We start from the raw sequence: 24,223 nt of genomic DNA on the forward strand, positions 1-24,223 counted from the left end.
AAATTTCTCACGCAAATTATAAAAATCATATTTGTTAATAAATCTTGAAGTCCGTTTGGATTTTATAAAAGATCTGAAAATATAATAACCGTTGCTAATGTTGAAATTAGTTCATACACCATACCAAACTAAATTGCAAATGAAAACTTTGTATTTAAAAAAATCATACTTCTTTGCCTTAGTAATAACCTTAATTGGCGTCGTCAATTTTGGTTTTAGCCAGGAATACACATCATTCACTAGATCTTATGATGGTACTCCTACTGGGCCTACCTACAGATATCAAAATAACATAAAGGGTGATTTAATCTTTATTGCCAATAATATTATCAACAGAGATGGAGGTACGAATACTACGGAACCCGAAGATCCCTACAATAACTTGAATAATTCTGGTAGCAACACAACGGCTAACAGAAATACAGAAACAGGCGGGTACTGGAATTACAACGATTATAAAGATATGCGGTATATAGATGTAGATAATGATGCCTCTACATTTAGTTCCAGTTCTGCAACCTTAAATTTCCCAGATCCAAATTGTAATTTAATTAGATATGCAGCATTATATTGGTCTGCAACCTACCCAAGCGAGCAAGGTGGACAAGCTCTTGGAACTAATAGGCAAAATGATTTTAACCAAGTGAAGCTTAAAGTTCCCAATGGTAATTATGTGGACATCACCGCAGACGAAATTTTATATGATGGTTTTACAGCAGCAGATAATCAAAATAGAGCAAATAGTCCCTATGCTTGTTACGCAGATATTACAAGTCTTATAACACCATTAGCAGACCCAACTGGAGAATATACGGTTGCTAATATACGAGCTGTTCAAGGCCAACTTTCTGGTGGTGCTTCTGGTGGGTGGACCTTAGTAATTGTTTATGAGAATCCGACTTTAAGTGGTAAATTAATTACCACTTTTGATGGTTTTGCACGTGTGAATAGCGCAAACCCAACAGTGAATATAGACTATTCTGGTTTTAGAACCATTCCTTCAGGACCAGTACGTGCTAATTTGGGTGCAGCAGTTTTAGAAGGAGATTTTAGAATAACTGGGGACCAACTTAGAATTAGAGAACGTAATACAGACCCTTTTACTACCATTAGTAATGGAGCAAATCCGAGCGATAACTTTTTTAATAGTAATATTTCATTTGATGGCGTAGTACAAAATAACAGAAATCCCAATAGTGCGAATACACTAGGTTACGATACAGATATTTTTAGATTACCCAATGGAGGTAACTCTGTAATCCGAAACAATGCCACACAGGCTACTTTCCGATTTACCTCAAACGGAGATCAGTATTATCCCTTTTTCAACTCGTTTAATGTAGAAATAATTGAACCGAATATCGTACTGGAAAAGAAAGTTTTCAATCTTGCAGAAACGGTAGATTTAACAGGACTTGGGGTTAATTTAGGCCAAAATTTAAAATATATACTTTCTTTTCAAAATACTGGCAATGATGATGCTACTAATTTTACCATACGAGATGTTTTACCTATAAATGTAACTTTAGATGAAGCTGCATTAAATGCTCCGGGTAACTTGCCTCCTGGAGTATCTTATGTTTTTGATGCAGCTACAAGAACCATTACTTTTTCAATACCGCCTAATTTGGTTGTTGAAGGGGCTCCTGTTGAAAGTATTCGTATGCAAGTAAAAGTTGCAGAAAATTGCTTCGACTTTGTTAATGCTTGTTCTAATCAAATTCAAAACTTAGCTTATGCTACCTATCGTGGCGTTGATAATGATAACGTTATTACTGATGATCCAAGTGTTACCGATTTTGATGCCTGTGGTTTCGTAACACCAGGCGCAACCAACTTTTTATTAGATGATTTATCGGATTGTGATTTTTCTCGTACAGTACAACTTTGTGGTACAAATGTATTACTAGATGCTGGAGATAATTTTGATGATTACATATGGTATAGAGATGTTAATGATAATGGATTAATAGATTTAGGAACCGATATTGTTTTAAATGATGGCAATCCTGATGGAGATTTAAGTACTTTAAATGTTAGTCAAACTGGAACTTATATTGTTGATAAAATTGTTGCTGATCCATGTAAAGGTTTTCAAGAAATTATTCGTGTAGTTTTATTTGGTAGTACACAAACCAATCCCGTTACAGATTTCTTTAATGCTCGAAATAGTGATGCCGATCTTTCAAATGATATTCAAGGAGAAATTTTAAGATGCTCTATTGATGGAGAATTTATTACTAATATTTTCTTGTGTGGTACTAATGATACAGAACTTATTCAAGTAAATATTCCTGATGCGCAAAGTTTAGAATGGCAACAATTAGATGAAGCCACCTGTACAGCCACAGATCCAGCATGTCCGAATAAAGGAAATAGTTGTTACAGTACCGTAGCAACAGGTAATGCTTTTAATGTAACTGACTCAGGAAAATATAGATTAGTAATAAACTATCAAAATGGATGTTCTAGTCGTTTTTACTTTAGTGCATTTAAAAATAACCTAGCAGTTAATACGGTTACAACAGATATTTTCTGTAATACTAATGGTAATATTACGGTAACTAATTTAGGAGCAGGTTACGGTTTTCAATTATTTAATTTAGATACAAATACCGCACAAGTTCCTTTTAGCGCAAACAATGGACCTAGTTTTGATATTGCTGCTGCAGGAAATTATAGAATAGATGTACGTCAATTAGATAGTTCTGGAAATCCAATACCAAATTCTTGTCAGTTTGAAAGTGCAGAAATAGGAATAAGAGACCGAGATTTTAGAGTAAACCTATCTACGGTTGCTGCCAATTGCAATGCATTAGGAAGCATTACTGTTCAAACATTAAATGTTAGAGCAACGTATAATTACGATTTACGATTTAATGACGGAACCACCCATCCCTATGGTACGGGTACACGAGTAAGTTTAGTTTCCGCAGAAACAACAAATAACTATACATTTAACAACTTAAATCCAGGAGATTACACTGTTATTGTAACTACACAAGATGGCTGTACCAGTACACAAAACATTACAGTAACAGAAGTAGATGATTTACGTTTAACGGCAGTAGTAACAGCAGATATTGGCTGTACTGCTGGTATTATAACCTTAACGCCTGAAGGTGGTTTTCCAGACCCTGAATACAACTATGCTATTTGGAGTAAAGACGGAACAGATTATTACACCTCTTTAAGTGATATTCCTGGTACCGCTTATTCTACAGATCCTATTTTCAGATTTGGATATAGAGATACTGATTTTGATGGTATTGATGAATACTTTCCAGGAGAAGAAGGAACATACGAATTTATAGTTGTAGATGGTAATAACTGTTTTATCACTTCTAACATAGTTACGATTGAAGATCTTGGAAATATGACTATTTCTATAAATGATGATTCTCCAGTAACGTGTAGTGGAAATAATGACGCAAGCATTACTATAAATACAACAAATGGTATCGCGCCATTTGAATATAGTATTGATGGTGGAACTACAACACAAGACACTCCATCTTTTGTTGGGCTTGCTGCTGGCACTTACAATATTTTAGTTACTGATTCTTCAGGATGTTCTGTTACCACTACACATACAATTAACCAAACAGCAACGCTATCTGCTTCTGCTGGTGTTTCTAGAGATGTAACTTGTGATCCTATTGGGGCTCAAGTGCGAATTACTAACGTGGTTGGTGGGCAAGCTCCTTACACCTATAGTTTTGATGGTGGTTCTACTTTTGGAACGTCTAGTATTGCTATACTTCCTCCTGGTAATTATAATACCGTGGTGGTTAAAGATGCCTTAGGATGTGAATTTCCAATGAATGTTTATGTGGAAGATTTTCCGGTAGCACCAGTAGTTACACCAGTTGTAGATTACAATTGCGACGGTTCTGGTAATATAACTGTAAACACAGACATTAATACCTACAATTATACCTATGAATTAGACGGAGTATTAAATGCTCCAGATCCTTCTAATAACGTTTTTAACGCAGTTTCTCCAGGAACATATACTGTTACTACAAATTATGTTTCTCAAACGCCTCCAACGCCTAGTTTGCTTTTGGTTGAAGATTTTGGTTATGGCAACGGTTCTGTTTCGAGTACAAATGTTATTGGATATACTTACGAAGATCAAACAGGTAATGCTCCTGGTGACTCCAATAGTAATATAAATGACTTTGAATATTCCGTTACTAACCGTATTGTAGCTCCTTTTGGTTCCTGGTTAAATCCTGGTGATCATACTACAAATGGTGCCAACCCTAATGGACGTTATTTAGTTATTAACGTTGGAACACCAAGTCCAGGACAAATAATTTATACAAAACCAATTAATGATGTAATTCCTTTTCAAGACTTAAGAATTTCATTGTACATATTCAATTTAGTTAATAGTTCTAGCTCAATATTGGATCCAGATTTAACCATTGAAATTAGAACTACATCTGGAACTGTTGTACAGTCTATTAGAACAGGTGATATTCCAAAAACAGAACAATGGGAAAATTTTAGTGTTGATCTTAATCCGGGTAATAATACGTCATTAGAATTTGTTATACGTTCTGAAAAAAATGGAAACAATGGAAATGATTTTGCTCTTGATGATATTGAAATTTATCAAATACCTGAAGTTTGTGAACTTTCAGTAGAAAATACCGTTATTATTGAAGATAATAGAGCCTTTAGAGCCAATTATATTTCATCTACGAATGTAAATTGTTTTGGTGGTACAGATGGAACCATCACTTTTGAAGTATTAAATTTTGATGCTTCAACTGGTTTTGAATATGCAATAGACGGTGGAGCCTATACTACTTCACTTGTTTCAACAGTTACAACTCCTGCTGTATTAGGTGCTGGATTAAGAACCATTGATATTAGAAGAGTTGATGATCCTACTTGTGTTCAACAAATCACAAGAACCATAACGCAACCAACAGCTGTTAACGCAACGGCTTCTATTTCATCGCCTTATACATGTTCTACTACAGGCGCTACGATTACAGCGAATGCTACAGGAGGAACTCCAACGTATGTTTATCAACTTGAAAATACTTCTGGAACTGTTATTGGAACTTATGATTTTGCAACCAATGGTGCGAACAGAATATTTACTAATGTAACTGCAGGAAGTTATATTGTTAGAGCAAGAGATGCTAGAGGCTGTGAAGACATTATAAATTCACCAATTACTATTGTTGCTCCATCGGCTTTAAGCTTTACTGCTGTGCCAACGGTTTGTTATTCTGGTGCCAATGATGGCACTATCACAGTAAATGTTGCTGGAGGAAATGGTGGTTTATTATTTAGTATTAATAACGGTCCTTTTGTTGCTCCTAGTCCTACTACTGCATCAACTTATACTTTTACCAATTTAGCTTCAGGAACCTATGTTATCAATGTAAGAGATCAATTAGGATGTTCAACAACACCTCAAAATATTACAATTAATCCAGAATTAAGTGTTAGTGCAAACGCAAGTGCTATTACTACCTGTGGTACAAGTACAGATGTTACTATTACTGCTACTGGTGGAGATACAAACTACGTATATGCCATTGTTGCTGATGGAGCAACTCCTACCGCTGGAGACTTCACAACAACAAATCCTATTGCTATAGCAGCGGCAGGTAATTATGATGTTTATGTTCGTGATCATGCAGGTGCAACTGGTTTCTGCTCAGATATGTTTGACATCACCATTACTAAAAACGCACCTATCACAATAACTCCAACAATAACTAATGTTTCATGTTTTGGAGGAAATAATGGCGCTATTTCTTTAGCAATTACAGGGGGTAATGCGCCATATCGTTATAGTATTAATAACGGAGCAACTTATCAAACTTTGGCAAATTTCCCGAATCTAGTTGCTGGAACATACCCAGTACTGGTTCAAGATGCTGATTTGTGTACACAACCTCTAAGTGTTGTAGTTACAGAACCTAATGCGATTACAGCAGAAGCAGCTCAAACAAAAGATTATACGTGTCTTCCTGGTGGAGAAGCAGAAATTACGGTTGGTAGTGTAACGGCTACTGCTGGTGGTTCTGGAAATTACCAATATAGTATTAACGGAGCCCCTTGGACAGCTTCTACAACTGGTGGTACCGTATTTACCAATTTAACAGATGGAACTTACTCTATTCGTGTTAGAGATGCTTTGGCTACAACTTGTTTTATTACATTGCCTAATGTAGTAATCGCACCATTACCAACCGCGCCTACTTTAACAAGTGCTGTGGCCTATAATTGTGATGGTACAGGAAATATTACTATTTCTCCTTTCAATGCTGCTTATACTTATACCTTAGGGGCAGCCGTACAAACTGGAGCAGGAGCAAACGTATTTACAAACATTGCTGCAGGTAATCATACCATTACCGTAGATTACGGAAGTAGTTGTACCACAACTATAGCGGTTAATGTACAAACTGGTAGAGCTTTTACAGCATCTATAAGTTCTCCTATAAACATTACTTGTTTTGGAGATAGCAACGGTGCATTTACCATTAATGCTAGCAATTATGGTGCTGGTGGATTCGAATATAGAATTGGTGGAACAGGCCCTTTCTCAGGCCCTTTTACAACTTCACAAACTGTTACTGGATTAACCGCACAAGCCTATTCTATTGAAGTGAGAGATGTTAATAGTCCTACAACATGTACTATTCCATTAACGCAAACACTTACGCAGCCTAATGCTGTTACAGCCTCTGCAAGTATAACAACACCTATTACATGTACAAATACTGGTGCAACAATTACTGCGGTTGCCAGTGGAGGTACACCAACGTATACGTATCAATTGGAAACTAATTCTGGTAGTATTGTTAGACCTTACCAAACAAATGCATCGTTTACAAATGTACCTGCGAATGCTGCTACAGAAAACTATGTAGTGCGTGTGCGCGACGGTAGAAACTGTACCAATACCGTATTACCATCTGTAACCATAAATACACCTCAAGCACCAACATTCGATGCAACACCAACAGCATGTTATTCAGGTAATAACGATGGTTCTATTTTGGTAGATGTTACTTCATTACCTGGTAATGGCAACTTCCAATTTAGAATAAATAGTGGTGCTTGGATTACGCCATCGCCTGCTACAGCAACAAACTATACGTTTACAGGTTTAGCTAATGGATCTTATACTATTGATGTAAGAGATGGTTTTGGTTGTGTTGCTACACAACAAACTGTTGTTTTGAGTCCGCAATTAGTGGTTACTGTAGATACTACTCACGTAAGTTCTTGTGCTGATGGTAATATTACTGTAAATGCAACAGGAGGAAATGGAACACTTGTTTACGCAATTGTACCAGCAAATAGTGATCCTACAGGATTGTTTACAACCACTAATAGTTTAACTGTAACTAATGCAATGGCATCTTCAAACCCATCTGGTTATGACATTTATGTTCGTGATAATAATGGTGTTGGTTTCCTTTGTTCGTATACATTAGAAGATGTAATCATAAACCCAGCAACTGCTTTAACTATTTCTGGTACACCAACTGATCCAGAATGTTATGATGGACTTGGTTCAATTAATGCAATTGCAGGTGGTGGAGCTACTCCATATACGTATACCTTAACTGATTTATCACCAGCTGATGGCATAGATTATAGTGTTAGCTATTCTAATATAACATCAACAAACAATTTATTTGATGGAATTGGGGTAGGAAATTATGAAATAACGCTAACAGATGCAGCGGGTTGTTCTATCACTTCATCAGTAATAACAATTAATAATGCTGTGGAAATAACAGCAGATATTATACCTATCCTTCCTAGTGATTGTGTAGGTGCACTGCCAACTGATTATGGTTTTGAATTTGATAACCTTATTACTCCTACACCAATAACTTTAATCGAGTATAGCTACGATAATGGTACTACTTGGAATACTGATGGTGATGAACAAAGAGGCATCGCTTCTGGGACAACTGTTTATCCATCTATCCGAGTAACCTTAGCAAGTGGTACTATTTGTCAAAAAGATTTCCCAAGATATATTATCCCTTATCCTTTAGATAATTTGGATATAAGTATTAGTGCAATTGTAGTAGACTGTAATGATTTACGTGTTACTGTACAAGGAACTGCAGGATTGGCTCCATATGAATATGCATATTCAGAAGACCCTTCAACATTTAATCCTAGTACCGCAACATGGATTCCTGGTGGAACAATGAATAATGTGCCAGCGGTAGTACCAGCCGGACATGGTAACTACACTTGGTTAGGTCTAACACCTGGTAGAACTTATGTTTTTTATGTTAGAGATGCAACAGGATGTGTACGTCAAAGTCTTGAAAATGTAAATGACTTAGTGGCTCCATTACCAATAGATATAACCATTGATTCTTCTCCTACTTGTTTTGGAGCTTCAACTGGTGAAATAACTTATACTTTAAACCCAAGTTCTGCAAATACACACATGCGTTGGGAGTTCTATGAATTAGGAAACCCAATTCCTATTGCTGTCAGTGGTGCTATTGCTCCTGCTCCAGCAGTAAATGTTATCTATAACAATACAATTACATTTAATGGTTTAGCAGATGGTGAATATTATATTGAAGTTCAGCAATCTGATGGTACTACAGATTCTTGTAGGGGAGGTAGTGAAAATGCGTTAATTGAAGAGCTTAATGAAATTACCGCTACACCAACTGTTACAAGAAATATTTCATGTAATTTACCTGGTTTAATTTCAATAACTGGAATTACAGGTGGTGGAGGTGCTCCTTATACATTTGATGTAAGTGGACCTGCAGGTTTCACAACTTTAACAGGATTAACTAATAATCCAGTGCAAATACCTGTGAATTCTCCAGCAGGAAATTATACCGTTACTATAAACGACCAATACGGTTGCCCTGTAACTTTAGCGCCTGTGGCCTTAACATTAACACCTAATCCAACAATTACTAGTATCACACAAAATAATTGTAGCGCTCCAATAAGTCTTCAAGTTGTTGGAAATTCTGCAGCTGGAAATATCCGCTATGCAATAGTTCCCAACGGTAACCCTGCGCCTACTACTTTTTTAAATAATGGTGGTTTCTTTAATGGCGTTACTCCTGGTTCGTATGATGTTTACATTATTGACGGTAATGGTTGTACTGCAGTACAAACTGCATATATAATTAATCCTATTCTATCGGCAAATGCTGAATTAACTAAACTATTAGATTGTACTGGATCTGTTAATGCAACCATTACTATTGAGGCCTTGACAGGATCTGGTAACTACGAATATTCTATTTCAGGCGCTGCAACGGTCGCTCAAACAACTCTAACAAGTCCATTTGTATATAGCACATCAATTGCAGGTGATTACACCATAACTATATATGATGCTGCCACGCCAAATAGCGCTGCATGTAATAGAACGTTTGTGGTTAATGTTCCGGCGAGAGTTGAGCCAGTAATCAACACTATTTCTACAACTCCAATTACTTGTATTGGTGATGATGATGGTACTATAACAATTACAGCTATAGATAATGGAACAGGACCTTATTCTTTTGAAATTACATCATTAGATGGTGCTGGGGTATCGATTGCTCCTACAAGCACAACAAATACATCTGCCATATTTACAGGACTTGCGCCTACAACTACTATAAATGGCTATGTGGTTACTGTAAGAGGTGATGTTGCTACTAATAACTGTACAACTACGAGTTCAGCAATATTGATTGCAGAACCAACAGCGGTTTCTGTTACAATTAATCCAATAGTAGATATTGTACAATTTGCTTGTACTACTGGTACAAATACGGATAATAATGCGAGTATTACTGTAAACACTGTATCCGGAGGTTCTAGTACTTATGTAAGATATGTTTTCGAAAATACAACTACAGCAACGGTAGTTCAAGATGGTAGCAATACAACCTATGTAGAAACCAATAGAGCTGGTGGTAATTATCTAATTTCTGTTTATGATGAAAATGGATGTCTAGGTACTGCTACTGCAACTATAAATGCCTTTGATGAATTACTTACGCCTACAATTACAGTAGATGAAGCTATTTCATGTACCAATGCGGGTGAAGATGTAACCATAAATGCTTTCGGTTCTTTAACAGATTCAAGTACACCAGCGGGACTTGCAAACTATGAGTTTAGATTGCTACCTGGTGCCTTTGGACCTTCAAATATATTTACAGATTTAGCAATTGGTAACCATACTTTTGAAGTAAGAAATGTAAACACGCAATGTGTTGTAACTATTTCACATCAAATAGTGGATCCAAATACATTTACTGTAGAAACACCTGTTACTACAGATGTTATCTGTGTAGGCTCTGCAACGGGTACGGCAACATTTACCGTGACCGATGCTACATATACAGGAACCTATTCGTGGGAAATATTTAATAGTGATACTACTCCAACTGGAATTACAGGAACTTCTGCTGGTTTAACAGCAACAGGTTTAGTTGCAGGTGATTATTATGTAACTTTTACTCAAGATGGTATTCCTACTTGTGAAAATAGAGCACCTTTCAATATTGCCGAACCAACAGATGTATTGGCTGCTGGTATACCTGATGTTACACCAATAACTTGTGTGCCAGGATCAGACGGTGTAATCGAAATTACCAATGTTACTGGTGGTTGGGGTGGTTATGCTTACTATGTGAGTCAAACTCCAAATCCAGATCCAAATGATGTGTCCAATTATATAGCCAATCCAAGATTTGAAAACTTGGTTGCTGGTACTTATGATATATGGGTTATTGATAGTAGAGGTTGTTCAATTCCATTGGCAGACATCACTTTAAATACACCAACACCAATCATAGCTGATTTACAATTAAACAATGCAAATTGTAACAACTTTGAAGGGGAAATTCAAGTCGTAGGTATTCCTGCAACTAACCCTGTCTCTGGTGGACAAGGAACTAACTATAGCTACCAATTACAACAATGGAATGGTACTGCTTATGTAAATTTCAGAGCTATACAAACTACAGATACCTTCAGTAATTTAGGTGCTGGTCAATATCAAGTTATCGTTTCTGATCAATGGGGATGTGCTGCACCAACAGCAAACAGTATTACCTTATATGATGAAATGGTACCTTTGGCAACTATTGTAAAAGCTATTGATTGTACAGTAGATCCAGGAGGTCAAATTACAATATCGCAAACTGGTGGTAATGGGCCATTTAATTATACTGGAACAGATCCATTAGGCGCTGCTTTAACTCCAAATACTGATGGCATATTCACAGGATTAACGCAAGACGGAGTTTATACATTTACCATAACTGATGGTACATGTTCTGTAACCATCAATCAAACGCTAGAACCTGCTGTAATACCTCCAACGCCTACAATTGATGCATTTACTGATGTAACATGTTTTAATGCGGCAGATGGTACTATTTCGGTTAGTATACTTACCAATGGTTTTGATCCGTATACCTTCCAAATTACAGATATGGATGGTACAACTACTAGTATTAATCCAACAAGTTCAACAAATACAAGTGCTGAATTTACTGGATTGGCTAACACTGTTGGTGTTGGATATACTATTACAGTTACTGGAACAAATAGTTGTGCAACCACAATAATTCAAACTATATCGCAACCAACGGCTGCATTAGCAGTTGCTGCTCCTTCAATATCACCATTTGATTGTACGACAGGAAATACAACGAACTATGCAACTATTGATCTTACTGGTTTAGTAACCGGTGGTTCTGGTAATTATGTGAGATATGTGTTTGTTAATACCGATACAGGTACCACGGTACAAGATGGTAGTAATTCAGAATATACTGAAACTAACTTAGCTGGTGGTAACTATGCCATTACCGTTTATGACGATATGGGTTGTTCTGATGTAACTACAGCGACTATCAATCCTTTTGTTGGAATTAGTACTCCAACAGTAACGATAATGGACAATGTAACTTGTAATGGTAATGATGAAGATATTTTAGTGGGTATTACGATTACTCCAGCAACAGCAGCTCCGAATTTAACCTACGCTATTTCTGGTAGCAATGGATATAGTCAAACTGTTACATCTACTAATAATTCACAATTGTTTAGTGGTTTGGGTATTGGTAATTATACGATCACAATTACCAACAATGATACTGGATGTTTTGTAACTACAACACATACTATCAGAGATCCAAAAGTAATTGATGTTACTGCAGTAAAAGTAACCGATGAAACATGTTTAAATGATGGCGTAAATGGTGGTAGTTTTAATGTTTCTATCGCAAACTATACTGGTGGATATGATTACCAAGTATTCTTAGCAGATGGTACCCCTTACTCCGCTGTTCTTAATGGTAATACAAGTACGCCTTTGGTGATCTCAAATTTACCAGGTGGAAGTTATTATGTAAGAATTACAGAGACAGATGCTACGAGTACCTTCTGCTCCGATAATTCTAATGCGGTAACTATTATCGCACCAGAATTCCCAATTACAGCAATTGTAAATGAGCAATCTAATGTAACTTGTGATAATAACAGAGGAAGTATTTTGGTTGATCCTTCAGGAGGACAAGGTCCTTATACGATTACCATAGACTCTGGAACACAATCATTTACCCAGACAGGAGTACAAGCCTATATTTTCACAGGTCTTTCGGCTGGAACATATGCAATTACTATTACAGATGCTCTAGGATGTGTTAACAATACCTATTCACAAACTTTAGTACAACCAGCACCAATTGTGGCTGATATTTCAGCAGATATCGTGCTTGCTTGTTATGGTGATGACACTGGGTTTGTAACTGCTACTGTAGTTTCAGGTGGCGTGGGAACTCTTAAGTACAGATTAAATACTTACGATCCTACAGGTACTGTAATTGTGACAACGTCTGTTGCGCAAAACTCAAATACCTTTAATGGATTATTCTCAGGATTGTATAGTATTACAGTTTCTGATGATGTAAGATGTTATGGAGAAACTCCTATTGCAACGATATCAGATCCAACAGATGTTTTCGGATCATTAACCATGACCCAATCTATTACCTGCGCTAATGATCTAGAATTATTATTAACCGCAAATGGTGGAACCGCTCCCTATAGCTACAGTACTGATGGGGTTACTTTCTTGCCATTTAACAACGGAAATGAGCATATATTTAACTCTTTACCTTCAGGTAATGCAGGTGCTGGAACCTATAGATATTATGTACAAGATTCATTTAATTGTACCTCAATATTATCTAATGAAGTAAAAGCTAATGCTGTTGCTCCAATAGTTATTGATGTAGACCAAGCTGCTGCAACTGTAAATTGTAATGGAGATAGTAGTGCTATATTACTAGCCAGAGCAAGTGGTGGATTAGGAAACTATTTCTATGAGTTATTAGATACTCCTACAAGTATTACGCCACTTCAAGGGCCAAATACTAATGGCGTATTTAGAAACTTAACTGCTGGTGATTACTATATTAGAGTAACTAGTGAAGATTGTGTGGAAACTACTGGTGTTATTACTATTACTGAGCCTGCTCCTTTAGTATACACAGATGATTATTCACCAATAATATGTGCAGGAGATACAGATGGATATATTAATGTTGCCTTATCGGGTGGATCTGGTAATTATCTTTATGCTATTTCACCAAACTTAGCTCAGTTTGATGTTATAAATAGCTTTACAAATTTAGCACCAGGTACCTATACGGTTATTGCCCAAGACCAAAATGGATGTTTTGTACAAACCGATTATACTATAGCTGCTGCAACACCAATAGTTATTGATGCAACACCTACTGGTGAAACTTGTTTAGGTAGCAATGATGGTAGTATAGCATTAGTAATCTCTGGTGGTACCGCTCCTTATAGCACAAGATTAGAAAATACAAGTTATGTAGCTGGATTATTATCATACAACGATTTGCCTTCTGGTAGCCATACGGTATACGTAATTGATGATTTAGGTTGTGAAACTAGTGTTGAGGTTCAAGTAGCAGAAGGTGTAAACTTAAAAGCCACTGTTGCTCCTGTATATGAATGTACAGGTGATACTCCTAATAATTATATAGTAGTGACCCATGAAGATACTTCAGTAGAAGGTGTTGCTCTTTATCAATTAGACGATGAGAACTCAACAGATGTTAGATTAACTCCAAGTTTTACCAACATAGTACCAGGTGATCATACGTTAATTATATCATTAAATGGATGCGTTGAAACTATACCATTCACTATTGAAAACTTTGATCCACTTGTATTAACATTAGAAAATAACAATATCAATGAAATTACAGCCGTAGCAATTGGAGGTGATGGTAATTATACGTTCTATTTTGACGATACAAACAATGGTGATGATAATACCGTTTACATAAATCGTAGTGCAACTTATACCGTTAGAGTTGTAGATGGTAATGGTTGTGAGGCAATTGCAAGTATTGAAATGGAATTTATTGATATTGAAATTCCTAATTTCTTTACACCTAATAATGATTCAGAAAATGATGTATGGAAACCTAGAAATTTAGAAGGATTCCCTAACATACTAATGATCATATTTGACCGTTATGGTAGAGAAGTGTATCGTATGGGTGCTGACGATCCAGGATGGGATGGAATTTACCACAACACAGAACTACCAACAGGTGATTACTGGTATGTAATAAAGCTTCGTGGCGAAAATGATGAACGCGAATTTGTTGGACACTTTACATTATATAGATAAAAAATAACCTACTAAACAATGAAAAATATAGTATTAATTTTTTCGGTCTTTTTGTTCTCATTAGTTGCAAAAAGTCAAGAGTTGAACTCCCCACAACTTTCTCAGTATTTGGCCGATAACCCTTTTGTGTTATCACCAACATATGCTGGTATTGGAGATCATGTTAAAATTCGTGTAAACGGACTAACACAATGGGTAGGTATAAAAGATGCTCCAGACACACAATCATTTGCCGGAGATTTAAGAATTGGAAACCGGTCTGGTTTAGGTATGTTTCTGTATAATGATAGAAATGGATATACAAAACAACAAGGTGCTAGATTATCTTTCGCGCATCACTTAACCCTTGACCGTTATGATGATGAATTTTTATCATTCGGTATTTCTTACAATTTTAACCAATTTAGAATAGATATTCAAGAATTTATTGATGCTGGTGGTGATCCTGGTGTAACTGATGACCGTTCTACAACAAACCATAACTTTGATGTTGGGTTACTGTATAGAAAAGATAAGTTTTATTTAAGTTTAAATGCTTCTAACCTCTTGGACAAAGATTTAAAAAGTTTTAATGTGAATTTTGAACCAAATACACTTCGAAACTACTATTTATATACTGGTTACAGATATAGAAAAAACAAATCAAGTGATATGGAAATAGAACCTTCTGTACTTTTTAAATTATTTGAAAGTGATGGAAGATCCGAAACCGATATGAATGTTAAATTTCGGTTCTATGATTACGAAGATTATTATTATGTTGGTGTTACTTATCGTTTTCTAAATGATCAAATTGGAAGACCCCTATATATTGCGCCTATAGCAGGCCTTAAGAAAAATAATTTATACTTCGGATATTCTTATCAAATTATTATGAATGAAATTCTAGGATATAGTACTGGAACACATGTTGTTACCTTAGGTGTAGATTTATTTCAAGGTTTAAGTAATTGTAGATGTACCTATTAATTTTATTAAATCTATTATAACCAATATACTTCTATTAAATTTGCCATAAATTGTATAGACAGTGGGAAAAATAACAGTAAGTAATATTAGGGTTTATGCCTATCACGGATGCTTAAAAGAAGAAAGTATTAATGGTAGCGATTATAGTGTAGATGTTGAGGTGAAAGCAGATTTAACAACCGCTTCAGTAACTGATAATTTAAGTGATACGGTAGATTACGTGCTAATAAATCATATTGTAAAGCAGGAAATGGCCATTAAATCTAAACTTTTAGAACATGTTGCAAAACGTATTTTAGATCGTATTTTTATCGAATGCCCTACTGTAGATTATGGTGAGGTAACAGTATCTAAATTAAATCCACCAATAAATGGAGATGTGGAGAAAGTTTCGATTAACTTACAGTTAACTCGATGAATAACATAGTATTGATTTTATATATATTAAAAATAATACCATCTTTGTAGTACAAAACAACCCACTAGGTTTAATCACTTTAGTGTTTTATTAAACTCCCCCTTTTTTTAAAATAATATTATTTGGCATTGTGGTCGAATTGGATAGACATGGTTCCGCAAGAACTTTTATAGTGGTTCGAGTCCACTCGATGCCTCAACAAAGTCCTAAATTTTTTATTACTAAAAGTTTAGGATTTTTTTTTAACTTTTTAGTATAAACAATGTAATTAATAATTTCAGTTTTAATTAATTTATGTAAATTTGCAATCCTAAATTGGCATTGTGGCCGAGTGGCTAGGCAGAGCTCTGCAAAAGCTTGTACAGCGGTTCGAATCCGCTCGATGCCTCTTCTAAAAATCCTCTTCTAAAAAGAAGGGGATTTTTTATTTTTAGCAACAAATTAAAAAGTTTTTGCAGTTTTACATCATATTCGCATTATACAACGACTCACAAAGTCTTAAAAAATTATTTCTGTTCTGTTTCTCTGATAAGTTCTATTCCTTCTTGGATATTTAGTTTATCCTTTGGTAAAAACCCTTTTGTAATCAATACAAGACCGCAAATTATAAGAATAATACCTAATGCTTTTTTTACTAAGAAAATTCGTTTTGGAGTTAATTTTCTTCGTAATTGTTTGGCTAGTAATATTTTAAAAATATCGGTAACAAAATAAGCACCAATCATTGCTCCAAAAAAAGTTAGTATACGATTACTATCATTATCTAAACTTGGTCCAACAATTATAATTACCCCTAACCAAAAAACTAGAACACCAATATTTATAAAATTCAATAAAAAACCTTTTATAAACAGACTCAAATAATGGCCTCCAGTAACTTTTACATCATCATCTCGTAATTTTACTTGTTTGGTTCTAAAGGTTATTAGACCGTAAACCAACAAAATTACCCCTCCAAAAACATACAAACCTGGTTGATTACTTAAGTTTTCTAGCAATTGAAAACTACTAAAATAAGCAGCTGTAATAAATACAATATCAGCAATTATAACACCAAGATCAAAGAATAATGCTGCCCTAAAACCTTTGGTAGCACTAGTTTCTAGAAGCACAAAAAAAACAGGCCCAATCATAAAACTTAAAAAAAAGCCTAATGGAATTGCCGCCTGTATATCTTCTAGCATAGTTACTATACGTTCTTTAAAATTACATTCTTTTTATAGTTCCGCCAAAAACAGTTTTTTCATCCATTTTCTTTGGATTACCATATACCAGTACTTCGCCACCAGCTTTTACACTAGCCTTAACATAATTTATAGCATATATTTCTGCTTTGGAACCTGCATTCACATTTACAGTTGTAAAATTTGTTTTAAAACTTTTACCCTGATAAATACCACCAGTATTTATCATAACATCTTGATTATCAGAAAATCCTGTAGTTGTTATAATGCCTCCAGTAACTGTTTTTATTAATAATTGCTCTACCTGAGTATTAATAATTAACTCGCCACCTTCTTGTGCTTTTAGTTCTAATAAATCTTGTTTTATAACTTCTTTATTAGAAATACGAGCATCTTCATTAACATCAATAGTTACTAATTCTTCGGTATAGTAAAGATCAACAAATGTTCTATAACCGCTGAAAATTTTACCTAGCTCCATTCGGAGTTTTAAAACGCCTTCATTATTAACAATAGCCACTTTATTGGTGTTAGCACCAGTAATTACAGCCTTATTAACAGTGGATTTAATCAAATTAATTGATAATCCATCGAATGCTTTTACAGTAGTAAATTTTTCAAGATTTTGTGTAATCTTATCACTTTGCCCTTGCAAATTAGCAAGAGAAAACAATAAGAAAACTACTATGAAAAATTGTTTCATTTTGTTGTTTTTAGGTTAATCAACCATTAGTAAACAAATTCCATTCCAAAATACAAAACTTATCTATTCTACCTTGCCAATTAGAGTAAAATCTAGATGTCTTTTTACCAAATCTGTATTTTTTACCATTACTACAACTTCATCCCCTAACTGATAAACCTTTTTAGTTCGTTCACCAATTATAGCATATTGTTTTTCATCAAAATTATAATAATCGCCTTTTATATCGCTAATACGAACCATACCTTCGCATTTGTTCTCTATAATTTCTACATAGATTCCCCATTCTGTTACACCAGAAATAACACCAACAAATTCTCTATCTTGATGATCTTGCATAAACTTAATCTGCATGTACTTTATGGAATCACGTTCCGCATTTGCAGCTAACGATTCCATATCTGAAGAATGTTTACATTTTTCTTCGTAAACTTCTTCTTTAACCGATGATCCACCATCTAAATAATGTTGTAATAATCTATGTACCATTACATCTGGATACCTACGTATAGGCGATGTAAAATGAGTATAATAGTCAAAAGCTAAACCGTAATGGCCAATATTATCTGTGGTGTAAATTGCTTTACTCATACTACGTATAGCTAAAGTATCTACCATATTTTGCTCCCCTTTACCTTTTACATCTTCTAAAAGTTGATTTAATGAAGCACTTATTGATTTTTTATCTTTAAAATCTAACTTATGACCAAAACGAGAAACTATTCCGTTTAATGCCATTAATTTTTCTTCATTAGGTTCGTCATGAATACGATAAACAAAAGTTTTTTTAGGTTTTTGCTTTCCTATAAACTCAGCTACTTTTTTATTAGCTAAAAGCATAAATTCCTCAATAAGCTTATTAGCATCTTTTGCTTCTTTAAAATAAACACTTTCTGGTTCTCCTTCTGCAGTTAAATTAAAACGTACTTCTACTTTATCAAAAGAAATTGCACCCGCATTCATTCTACGAGTTCGCATTATTTTTGCTAATTCATCTAGTTTTAAAGTAGCTTCTACTACTTCATTTGATACGGTATATGCAGCTCCACGTATAGAAACATCTTCTGGAACGCTATTTACCTTATTTTCAATAATATACTGCGCCTCTTCATAAGCAAAACGCTCGTTAGAATCTATAACTGTTCTACCAAACCATTGGTTTATTAAATGTGCTTTTTTATCTATTTCAAAAATAGCAGAGAAGGTATATTTTTCTTCATGAGGACGTAAAGAACAAGCATTATTTGATAATATTTCCGGTAACATTGGTACCACTCTATCTACTAAATAAACCGATGTTGCTCTTTCATACGCTTCATCATCCATTACAGTATCTGGAGTTAAATAATGCGATACATCGGCAATATGCACCCCTATTTCATAATTGCCATTTTCTAGAATTTCAAAAGACAAAGCATCATCAAAATCTTTAGCATCTTTTGGATCTATAGTAAAGGTTAGCGTATTACGCATATCTCTACGCTTAGCTATTTCTTCTGGTTTAATAGCCGTATCTAACTGATTAGCAAACTGTTCTACTTCAACAGGAAATTCATACGGTAAACCATATTCTGCTAAAATGGAATGTATTTCTGTATTATGCTCTCCTGGTTTTCCTAAAACATTAGTAATAGTTCCAAAAGGAGAATCTGTTTTATCTGGCCATTCGTTAAATTCTACTATAACTTTATCGCCATCAGCAGCATCACCAATTTTATCTTTCGGTATAAAAAAATCGGTATACATTCTAAAATCAGAAATTCGTACAAATGCAAAAGTTTTCTGCATATCTACAATACCAACAAAACTCGTTTTATTACGACTTACTACTTTGGTAATTTCGCCTTCTAATTTCTTTCCTTTTCGTCTTGGATATATGTAAACTTCAACGGTGTCTTTATGAAAAGCTTTATTTATTTTATTAAACGGAATAAATACATCATCATCTAAACCATCAATAATTATATACGCATTACCTCTACCTGTAATATCTACAGTTCCGGTATGGTATGATTTTGTAGCAGGAATAGCTTTATATTTTCCTCTAGATTCTTCTAGTATTCGCTTCTTTTCTTTAAGTTGTACTAGTCTCTTAATTAGATCATTACGATCGTTAGCATCTTCTATATGTAATTTAGCAGCAATTTCTTTATAATTGAAGCTCTGTTTAGGTTCTTTTTCTAGAACAGTGAAAATACCTTTGGTAATTTCATTTTTTTTCTGACTAGAAGACCTCTTTTTTTTCTTAGACATTAATCTTTTAAATTTTTGGAAAATTACGAATTATAATCCATTGCTCATATTAACCAAGAGTAAACAAACTATTTATTCTATTTTTTTTCTTAAAAATGGAAAGAAAGTTTTTAGTTATAAACAAGTATACTATATATATCTTTTCTTTTTTTTAATTAAATAAATAAAATGGTGATTATTATAGTGTGTTAATAGTGGCAATAAAATTTATAACTTAAACTTGTTATAGATTAAATAAAGACTTTATTGACAATTTATACAATTGTTTAAAATATAAGAATCAGTTCTTTAAGAAGGTTATTAACTATTCTTAATAACTGATTTGAACATATTTTTTTTAATAAGTAAATGTAAATTTATTGTTAACTTCTCTTTCAAGTGGTATTAATATCTTTTTCGTATTCTATTAGAAGTTTTTAAGATTACTAAGCACAACTTTTGTAAAGCAGTTTTTCTCTAAATAATAAAAATTTACTAGTTACTTTTTTTAAGTATGTTATTAACAATTTGGTAATATTCGTAATAGGCTAAGAAACAGTATAAATAGAATTTATTTAAATTAATGTTGTTAATAACCCAAAATATGTGGTGAAACCATAGGTATTTGTACCTTTACAATACATTAAATAGAGTTTATTATGAAATGAGCTAGAACAATTCTTGATGCCAAGATAAATGTTCCATAGCGAATTACATTTGACTTTTAAAAAACAATAAAAATTAAACAAATGAAAATAGCCATAGGAAATGATCATGCTGGTACAGAGTACAAATTAGCCATTATTGGTCTTTTAAAATCAATGAATATTGAGGTTACTAATTATGGTACCGATGGAACGGATAGTGTTGATTATCCAGATTTTGTTCATCCAGTTGCTAAAGATGTTGAAAACAATAAGGTAGATTTTGGTATTATTATCTGCGGAAGTGGTAATGGTGCATCAATGACCGCTAACAAACATCAAAAAATACGTTGTGCACTTTGTTGGACCAAAGAAATTGTAGCATTAGCTAGAGAACATAATGATGCTAATATACTAAGTTTACCTGCGCGATATATATCATTACCACAAGCCTTAGAAATGGTACAGGTTTTTTTAAATACAAAGTTCGAAGGTGGTAGACATGAGCGTAGAATAGAAAAAATGCCTTGTTCATAAGTAGGTTTGTACCTATACTTTCAAGTCATTAATTAATGCTATTTATTAGATTTTAGTCCAATGGCACATAACCACGCACACAGCCACAATCATAGTCATCCTGATTTAAAAGGACGAAACCTTATTATATCTATCTTACTAAATATAGTAATTACCGTTGCGCAAGTTATTGGTGGTTTGTTATCTGGTAGTTTAGCTTTACTATCAGATGCTTTACATAATTTTAGCGATGTACTTTCGCTTATAGTTAGTTATATAGCCACTATTTATGCTAAAAAAGAAGCTTCTACCAATAAAACTTTTGGTTATAAACGTGCTGAAATTATTGCAGCTTTTGTAAATGCATCGGCCTTAATTATTGTTGCTATTATTTTAATAAAAGAAGCTATTGAGCGTTTTTTAGACCCTAAATTTATAGCATCAGATCTTGTTATATGGCTCTCATTATTAGGTATTCTAGCTAACGGATTTAGTGTTTTATTACTCCGGAAAGATGCTGCATCTAATATGAATATGAAATCTGCTTATTTACACTTATTTACAGATATGCTGGCGTCTGTTGCTGTTTTAATTGGTGGTTTGTTAATGAAATTTTATCAAGTGTATTGGGTTGATGCTTTCTTGACGCTAGGTATTGCCCTCTATTTAATTTATATGGGCTATGATCTTTTAAAAGATTCTACTCGAGTTTTAATGCTTTTTACACCAAATACTATTGAGGTAACCAAAATTGTACAAACCATAAGTAAGATTGATAAAATTAAGAATGTACATCACGTTCATATTTGGCAATTAAATGAAGATGAAGTGCATTTAGAAGCACATATAGATTTTGATGAAGATATTAAGCTATCTGAGTTTGATGCTATTTTAGATCAAATTGAAGAAGAAGTTTTTCATAAATATGGCATTAACCATGTTAATATTCAGCCAGAATATGGAAAATGCGATAGCAAGCAATTAATTGTTCAAGATTAACACATTTAAATTTTAGTTATGCTAACAATAAAAGTAAAATCTTTTGATGCCCTAAGCACTTCAGAATTATATCATATACTGCAGTTACGAAGCGAAGTTTTTGTTGTAGAACAAGATTGCGTTTATCAAGATCTAGATGGTAAAGATCAAAAAGCATTGCATGTTATTGGGTATAAAAACGATAAAATTGTTGCTTATACACGTATTTTTAAACCTGGTGATTATTTTAAAGAATCTAGTATAGGTAGAGTAGTGGTGAGTCCGGCTACTCGAAAAGATGGATATGGAGTAGAAATAATGAAAGCTTCTATAAATGCGGTTAAAGAAAACTATAATGAAACTAGAATACGTATATCTGCACAGAAGTACCTTTTAAAGTTTTACAGCTCATTAGGTTTTGTACAAGAAGGAGAGGAATATTTAGAAGACGGAATTCCACATGTGGCTATGCTAAAAAGTTAAAATCGGCATACATTTTGATTCAATAAATAGTTTATTAACAAACACATAACCAATTTTAATTCCAATGAAAAAAACTCTTTTTTTTTGTGCTTTAGTACTACTTTCACAAGCTATTTTTTCTCAAGACACTGATTGTAGCGATGTAACTCAAATATCCTGCTGTCGAGAGGAAGGGAATCCAATACCACCTTTTAGTAGATTAAGTTGTACAGATGATGGTGGTTTATATGCCATGTTTCCTCAGGTTTTAAGTTATAAAGATTATGTTTTTAATCAGATACAAAACTGCCATAAACCTGAAGTAGATGGGTATGTTGGAACACTTCAATTTTCCTATTGTAAACCTAAACATAGAAAATTTATGACCATCAGCATAACAGATTTTAGTATGCCTTTTTATCAAACATCAAAAGGTGAGGCAATTATGGATATGTATCTATTGAATTTTCATCCGAGTGCAATGCATATAGGTTCAAGAGAGGTTACTAAAATAGAAAATAAGGATATAAAAAACGAAATGCGCGTATTTTCTCCGCGATTTTCACCTTATGATGGTTTTGGAGATACGGTATCTTTTTTTGGCTATTATCAAAAGCGATATTATGTTGAAATACATGTAGATGATGAAGAAAATCTCTTCACTAGTCCTGAACAATTTGAATTATTTATAAAAGAATATGTTGAAATGCTGAACATAAAATAGGAACACATAAACCTCCTTATTTCCGATGAAAAAAACACTAACCCTTTTCGCTTTTGTTTTATTTACACAAGTAGTTTTATCACAATCCACGGAGTGCGCTGATGGTGGACAATTTGAATGCGGTAGTCTTAAAGACCGTGGCGAAATAAAAATCACGCCATTATCAGAACTTGGGTGTAAAGACAATAAAGCTCATTTATATGCGATGTTTCCTAGAATTACTATTTATGCAGGCTATGTATTTAAAGAAGTAGCATATTGCAATTCTCAAGATTTAGATTTGTATCAAGGAAGATTACAATTTATTTATTGTATGCCAGATACCTGTCAAGAAATTACTGTTACTATTCACGATTTTAATGACCCTTATTTTCAAACAAATTCTGGAAAAGTTTTAAAAGATGTACATCTTATGGCTTTTGACCCAACAGCCTCTTCTGCACTAATGGGAGCACATCTTGCAACAAGTATAGATAAGTTTGATAAAGAACTAATAATTTCTCCACGATTTGGCGCTATGCGCGGTGAATCTGACGAAGTTGGTTACTTGGCTTACCATGCTAATAGGTATTTTATTCAGATTGATATTGATGACAAAAACAAACGTTTTACGGAACCAATTCAGGTAGAAAACTTTTTGTCAGGCTACGTAAAGCTTATTAAAATAGATTAGA

Annotated in this window: 11 protein-coding genes and 1 tRNA gene; 9 read left to right on the plus strand and 3 right to left on the minus strand. The window is 34.0% G+C overall.

Translation table 11 applies throughout. The features are described 5' to 3' along the window. Positions 1-139 precede the first annotated feature (139 nt). From B8963_RS04135 to B8963_RS04150, 4 genes are all read left to right on the plus strand, one after another. On the plus strand, positions 140-14,719 hold the full coding sequence (locus B8963_RS04135) for a T9SS type B sorting domain-containing protein (RefSeq protein WP_159447274.1): 14,580 nt from the start codon (positions 140-142) through the stop codon (positions 14,717-14,719). Between the two features lie 18 nt (positions 14,720-14,737). Continuing rightward, positions 14,738-15,688, plus strand: coding sequence for a PorP/SprF family type IX secretion system membrane protein (locus tag B8963_RS04140; protein ID WP_084060146.1), 951 nt, complete (start codon positions 14,738-14,740; stop codon positions 15,686-15,688). Positions 15,689-15,749: 61 nt separating this feature from the next. Then, the gene (folB, locus tag B8963_RS04145; protein WP_084060147.1) at positions 15,750-16,106 is read left to right on the plus strand and encodes a dihydroneopterin aldolase; all 357 of its coding nucleotides are present in this window, start codon (positions 15,750-15,752) and stop codon (positions 16,104-16,106) included. A 317-nt stretch (positions 16,107-16,423) separates the two neighbouring features. Beyond that, positions 16,424-16,494 (plus strand) — tRNA-Cys (locus B8963_RS04150). Between the two features lie 118 nt (positions 16,495-16,612). Here the strand turns inward: B8963_RS04150 and B8963_RS04155 are convergent. From B8963_RS04155 to rnr, 3 genes are all read right to left on the minus strand, one after another. Next, positions 16,613-17,290 carry a LysE family translocator gene (locus tag B8963_RS04155; protein WP_084060148.1) on the minus strand — a complete coding sequence of 226 codons (678 nt, stop codon included), beginning with the start codon at positions 17,288-17,290 and terminating at the stop codon, positions 16,613-16,615. 22 nt (positions 17,291-17,312) lie between these two features. Next, positions 17,313-17,993, minus strand: coding sequence for a head GIN domain-containing protein (locus B8963_RS04160; protein WP_084060149.1), 681 nt, complete (start codon positions 17,991-17,993; stop codon positions 17,313-17,315). A 63-nt stretch (positions 17,994-18,056) separates the two neighbouring features. After that, positions 18,057-20,246 carry a ribonuclease R gene (gene rnr, locus B8963_RS04165; RefSeq protein ID WP_084060150.1) on the minus strand — a complete coding sequence of 730 codons (2,190 nt, stop codon included), beginning with the start codon at positions 20,244-20,246 and terminating at the stop codon, positions 18,057-18,059. Positions 20,247-20,974: 728 nt separating this feature from the next. On the opposite strand from rnr, the gene B8963_RS04170 reads away from it, so the two are divergent. The 5 genes from B8963_RS04170 to B8963_RS04190 all read left to right on the plus strand — a co-directional run bounded on the left by B8963_RS04170 (position 20,975) and on the right by B8963_RS04190 (position 24,222). Continuing rightward, positions 20,975-21,406: an RpiB/LacA/LacB family sugar-phosphate isomerase gene (locus tag B8963_RS04170; RefSeq protein WP_084060151.1), complete on the plus strand. Its 432-nt coding sequence runs from the start codon at positions 20,975-20,977 to the stop codon at positions 21,404-21,406. A gap of 60 nt (positions 21,407-21,466) precedes the next feature. Continuing rightward, a complete protein-coding gene (locus B8963_RS04175) occupies positions 21,467-22,384 on the plus strand; it encodes a cation diffusion facilitator family transporter (RefSeq protein ID WP_084060152.1) in 918 nt (305 codons plus the stop codon). A gap of 18 nt (positions 22,385-22,402) precedes the next feature. Then, on the plus strand, positions 22,403-22,846 hold the full coding sequence (locus B8963_RS04180; protein ID WP_084060153.1) for a GNAT family N-acetyltransferase: 444 nt from the start codon (positions 22,403-22,405) through the stop codon (positions 22,844-22,846). Positions 22,847-22,910: 64 nt separating this feature from the next. Continuing rightward, a complete protein-coding gene (locus tag B8963_RS04185; protein ID WP_084060154.1) occupies positions 22,911-23,549 on the plus strand; it encodes a hypothetical protein in 639 nt (212 codons plus the stop codon). 25 nt (positions 23,550-23,574) lie between these two features. Beyond that, positions 23,575-24,222 (plus strand): hypothetical protein, encoded by a 648-nt coding sequence (locus tag B8963_RS04190; RefSeq protein ID WP_084060155.1) that lies wholly within the window; start codon positions 23,575-23,577, stop codon positions 24,220-24,222. Position 24,223: the final 1 nt, after the last annotated feature.

It is taken from the genome of Cellulophaga tyrosinoxydans (genome assembly GCF_900176415.1).
GTDB lineage: Bacteria > Bacteroidota > Bacteroidia > Flavobacteriales > Flavobacteriaceae > Cellulophaga > Cellulophaga tyrosinoxydans.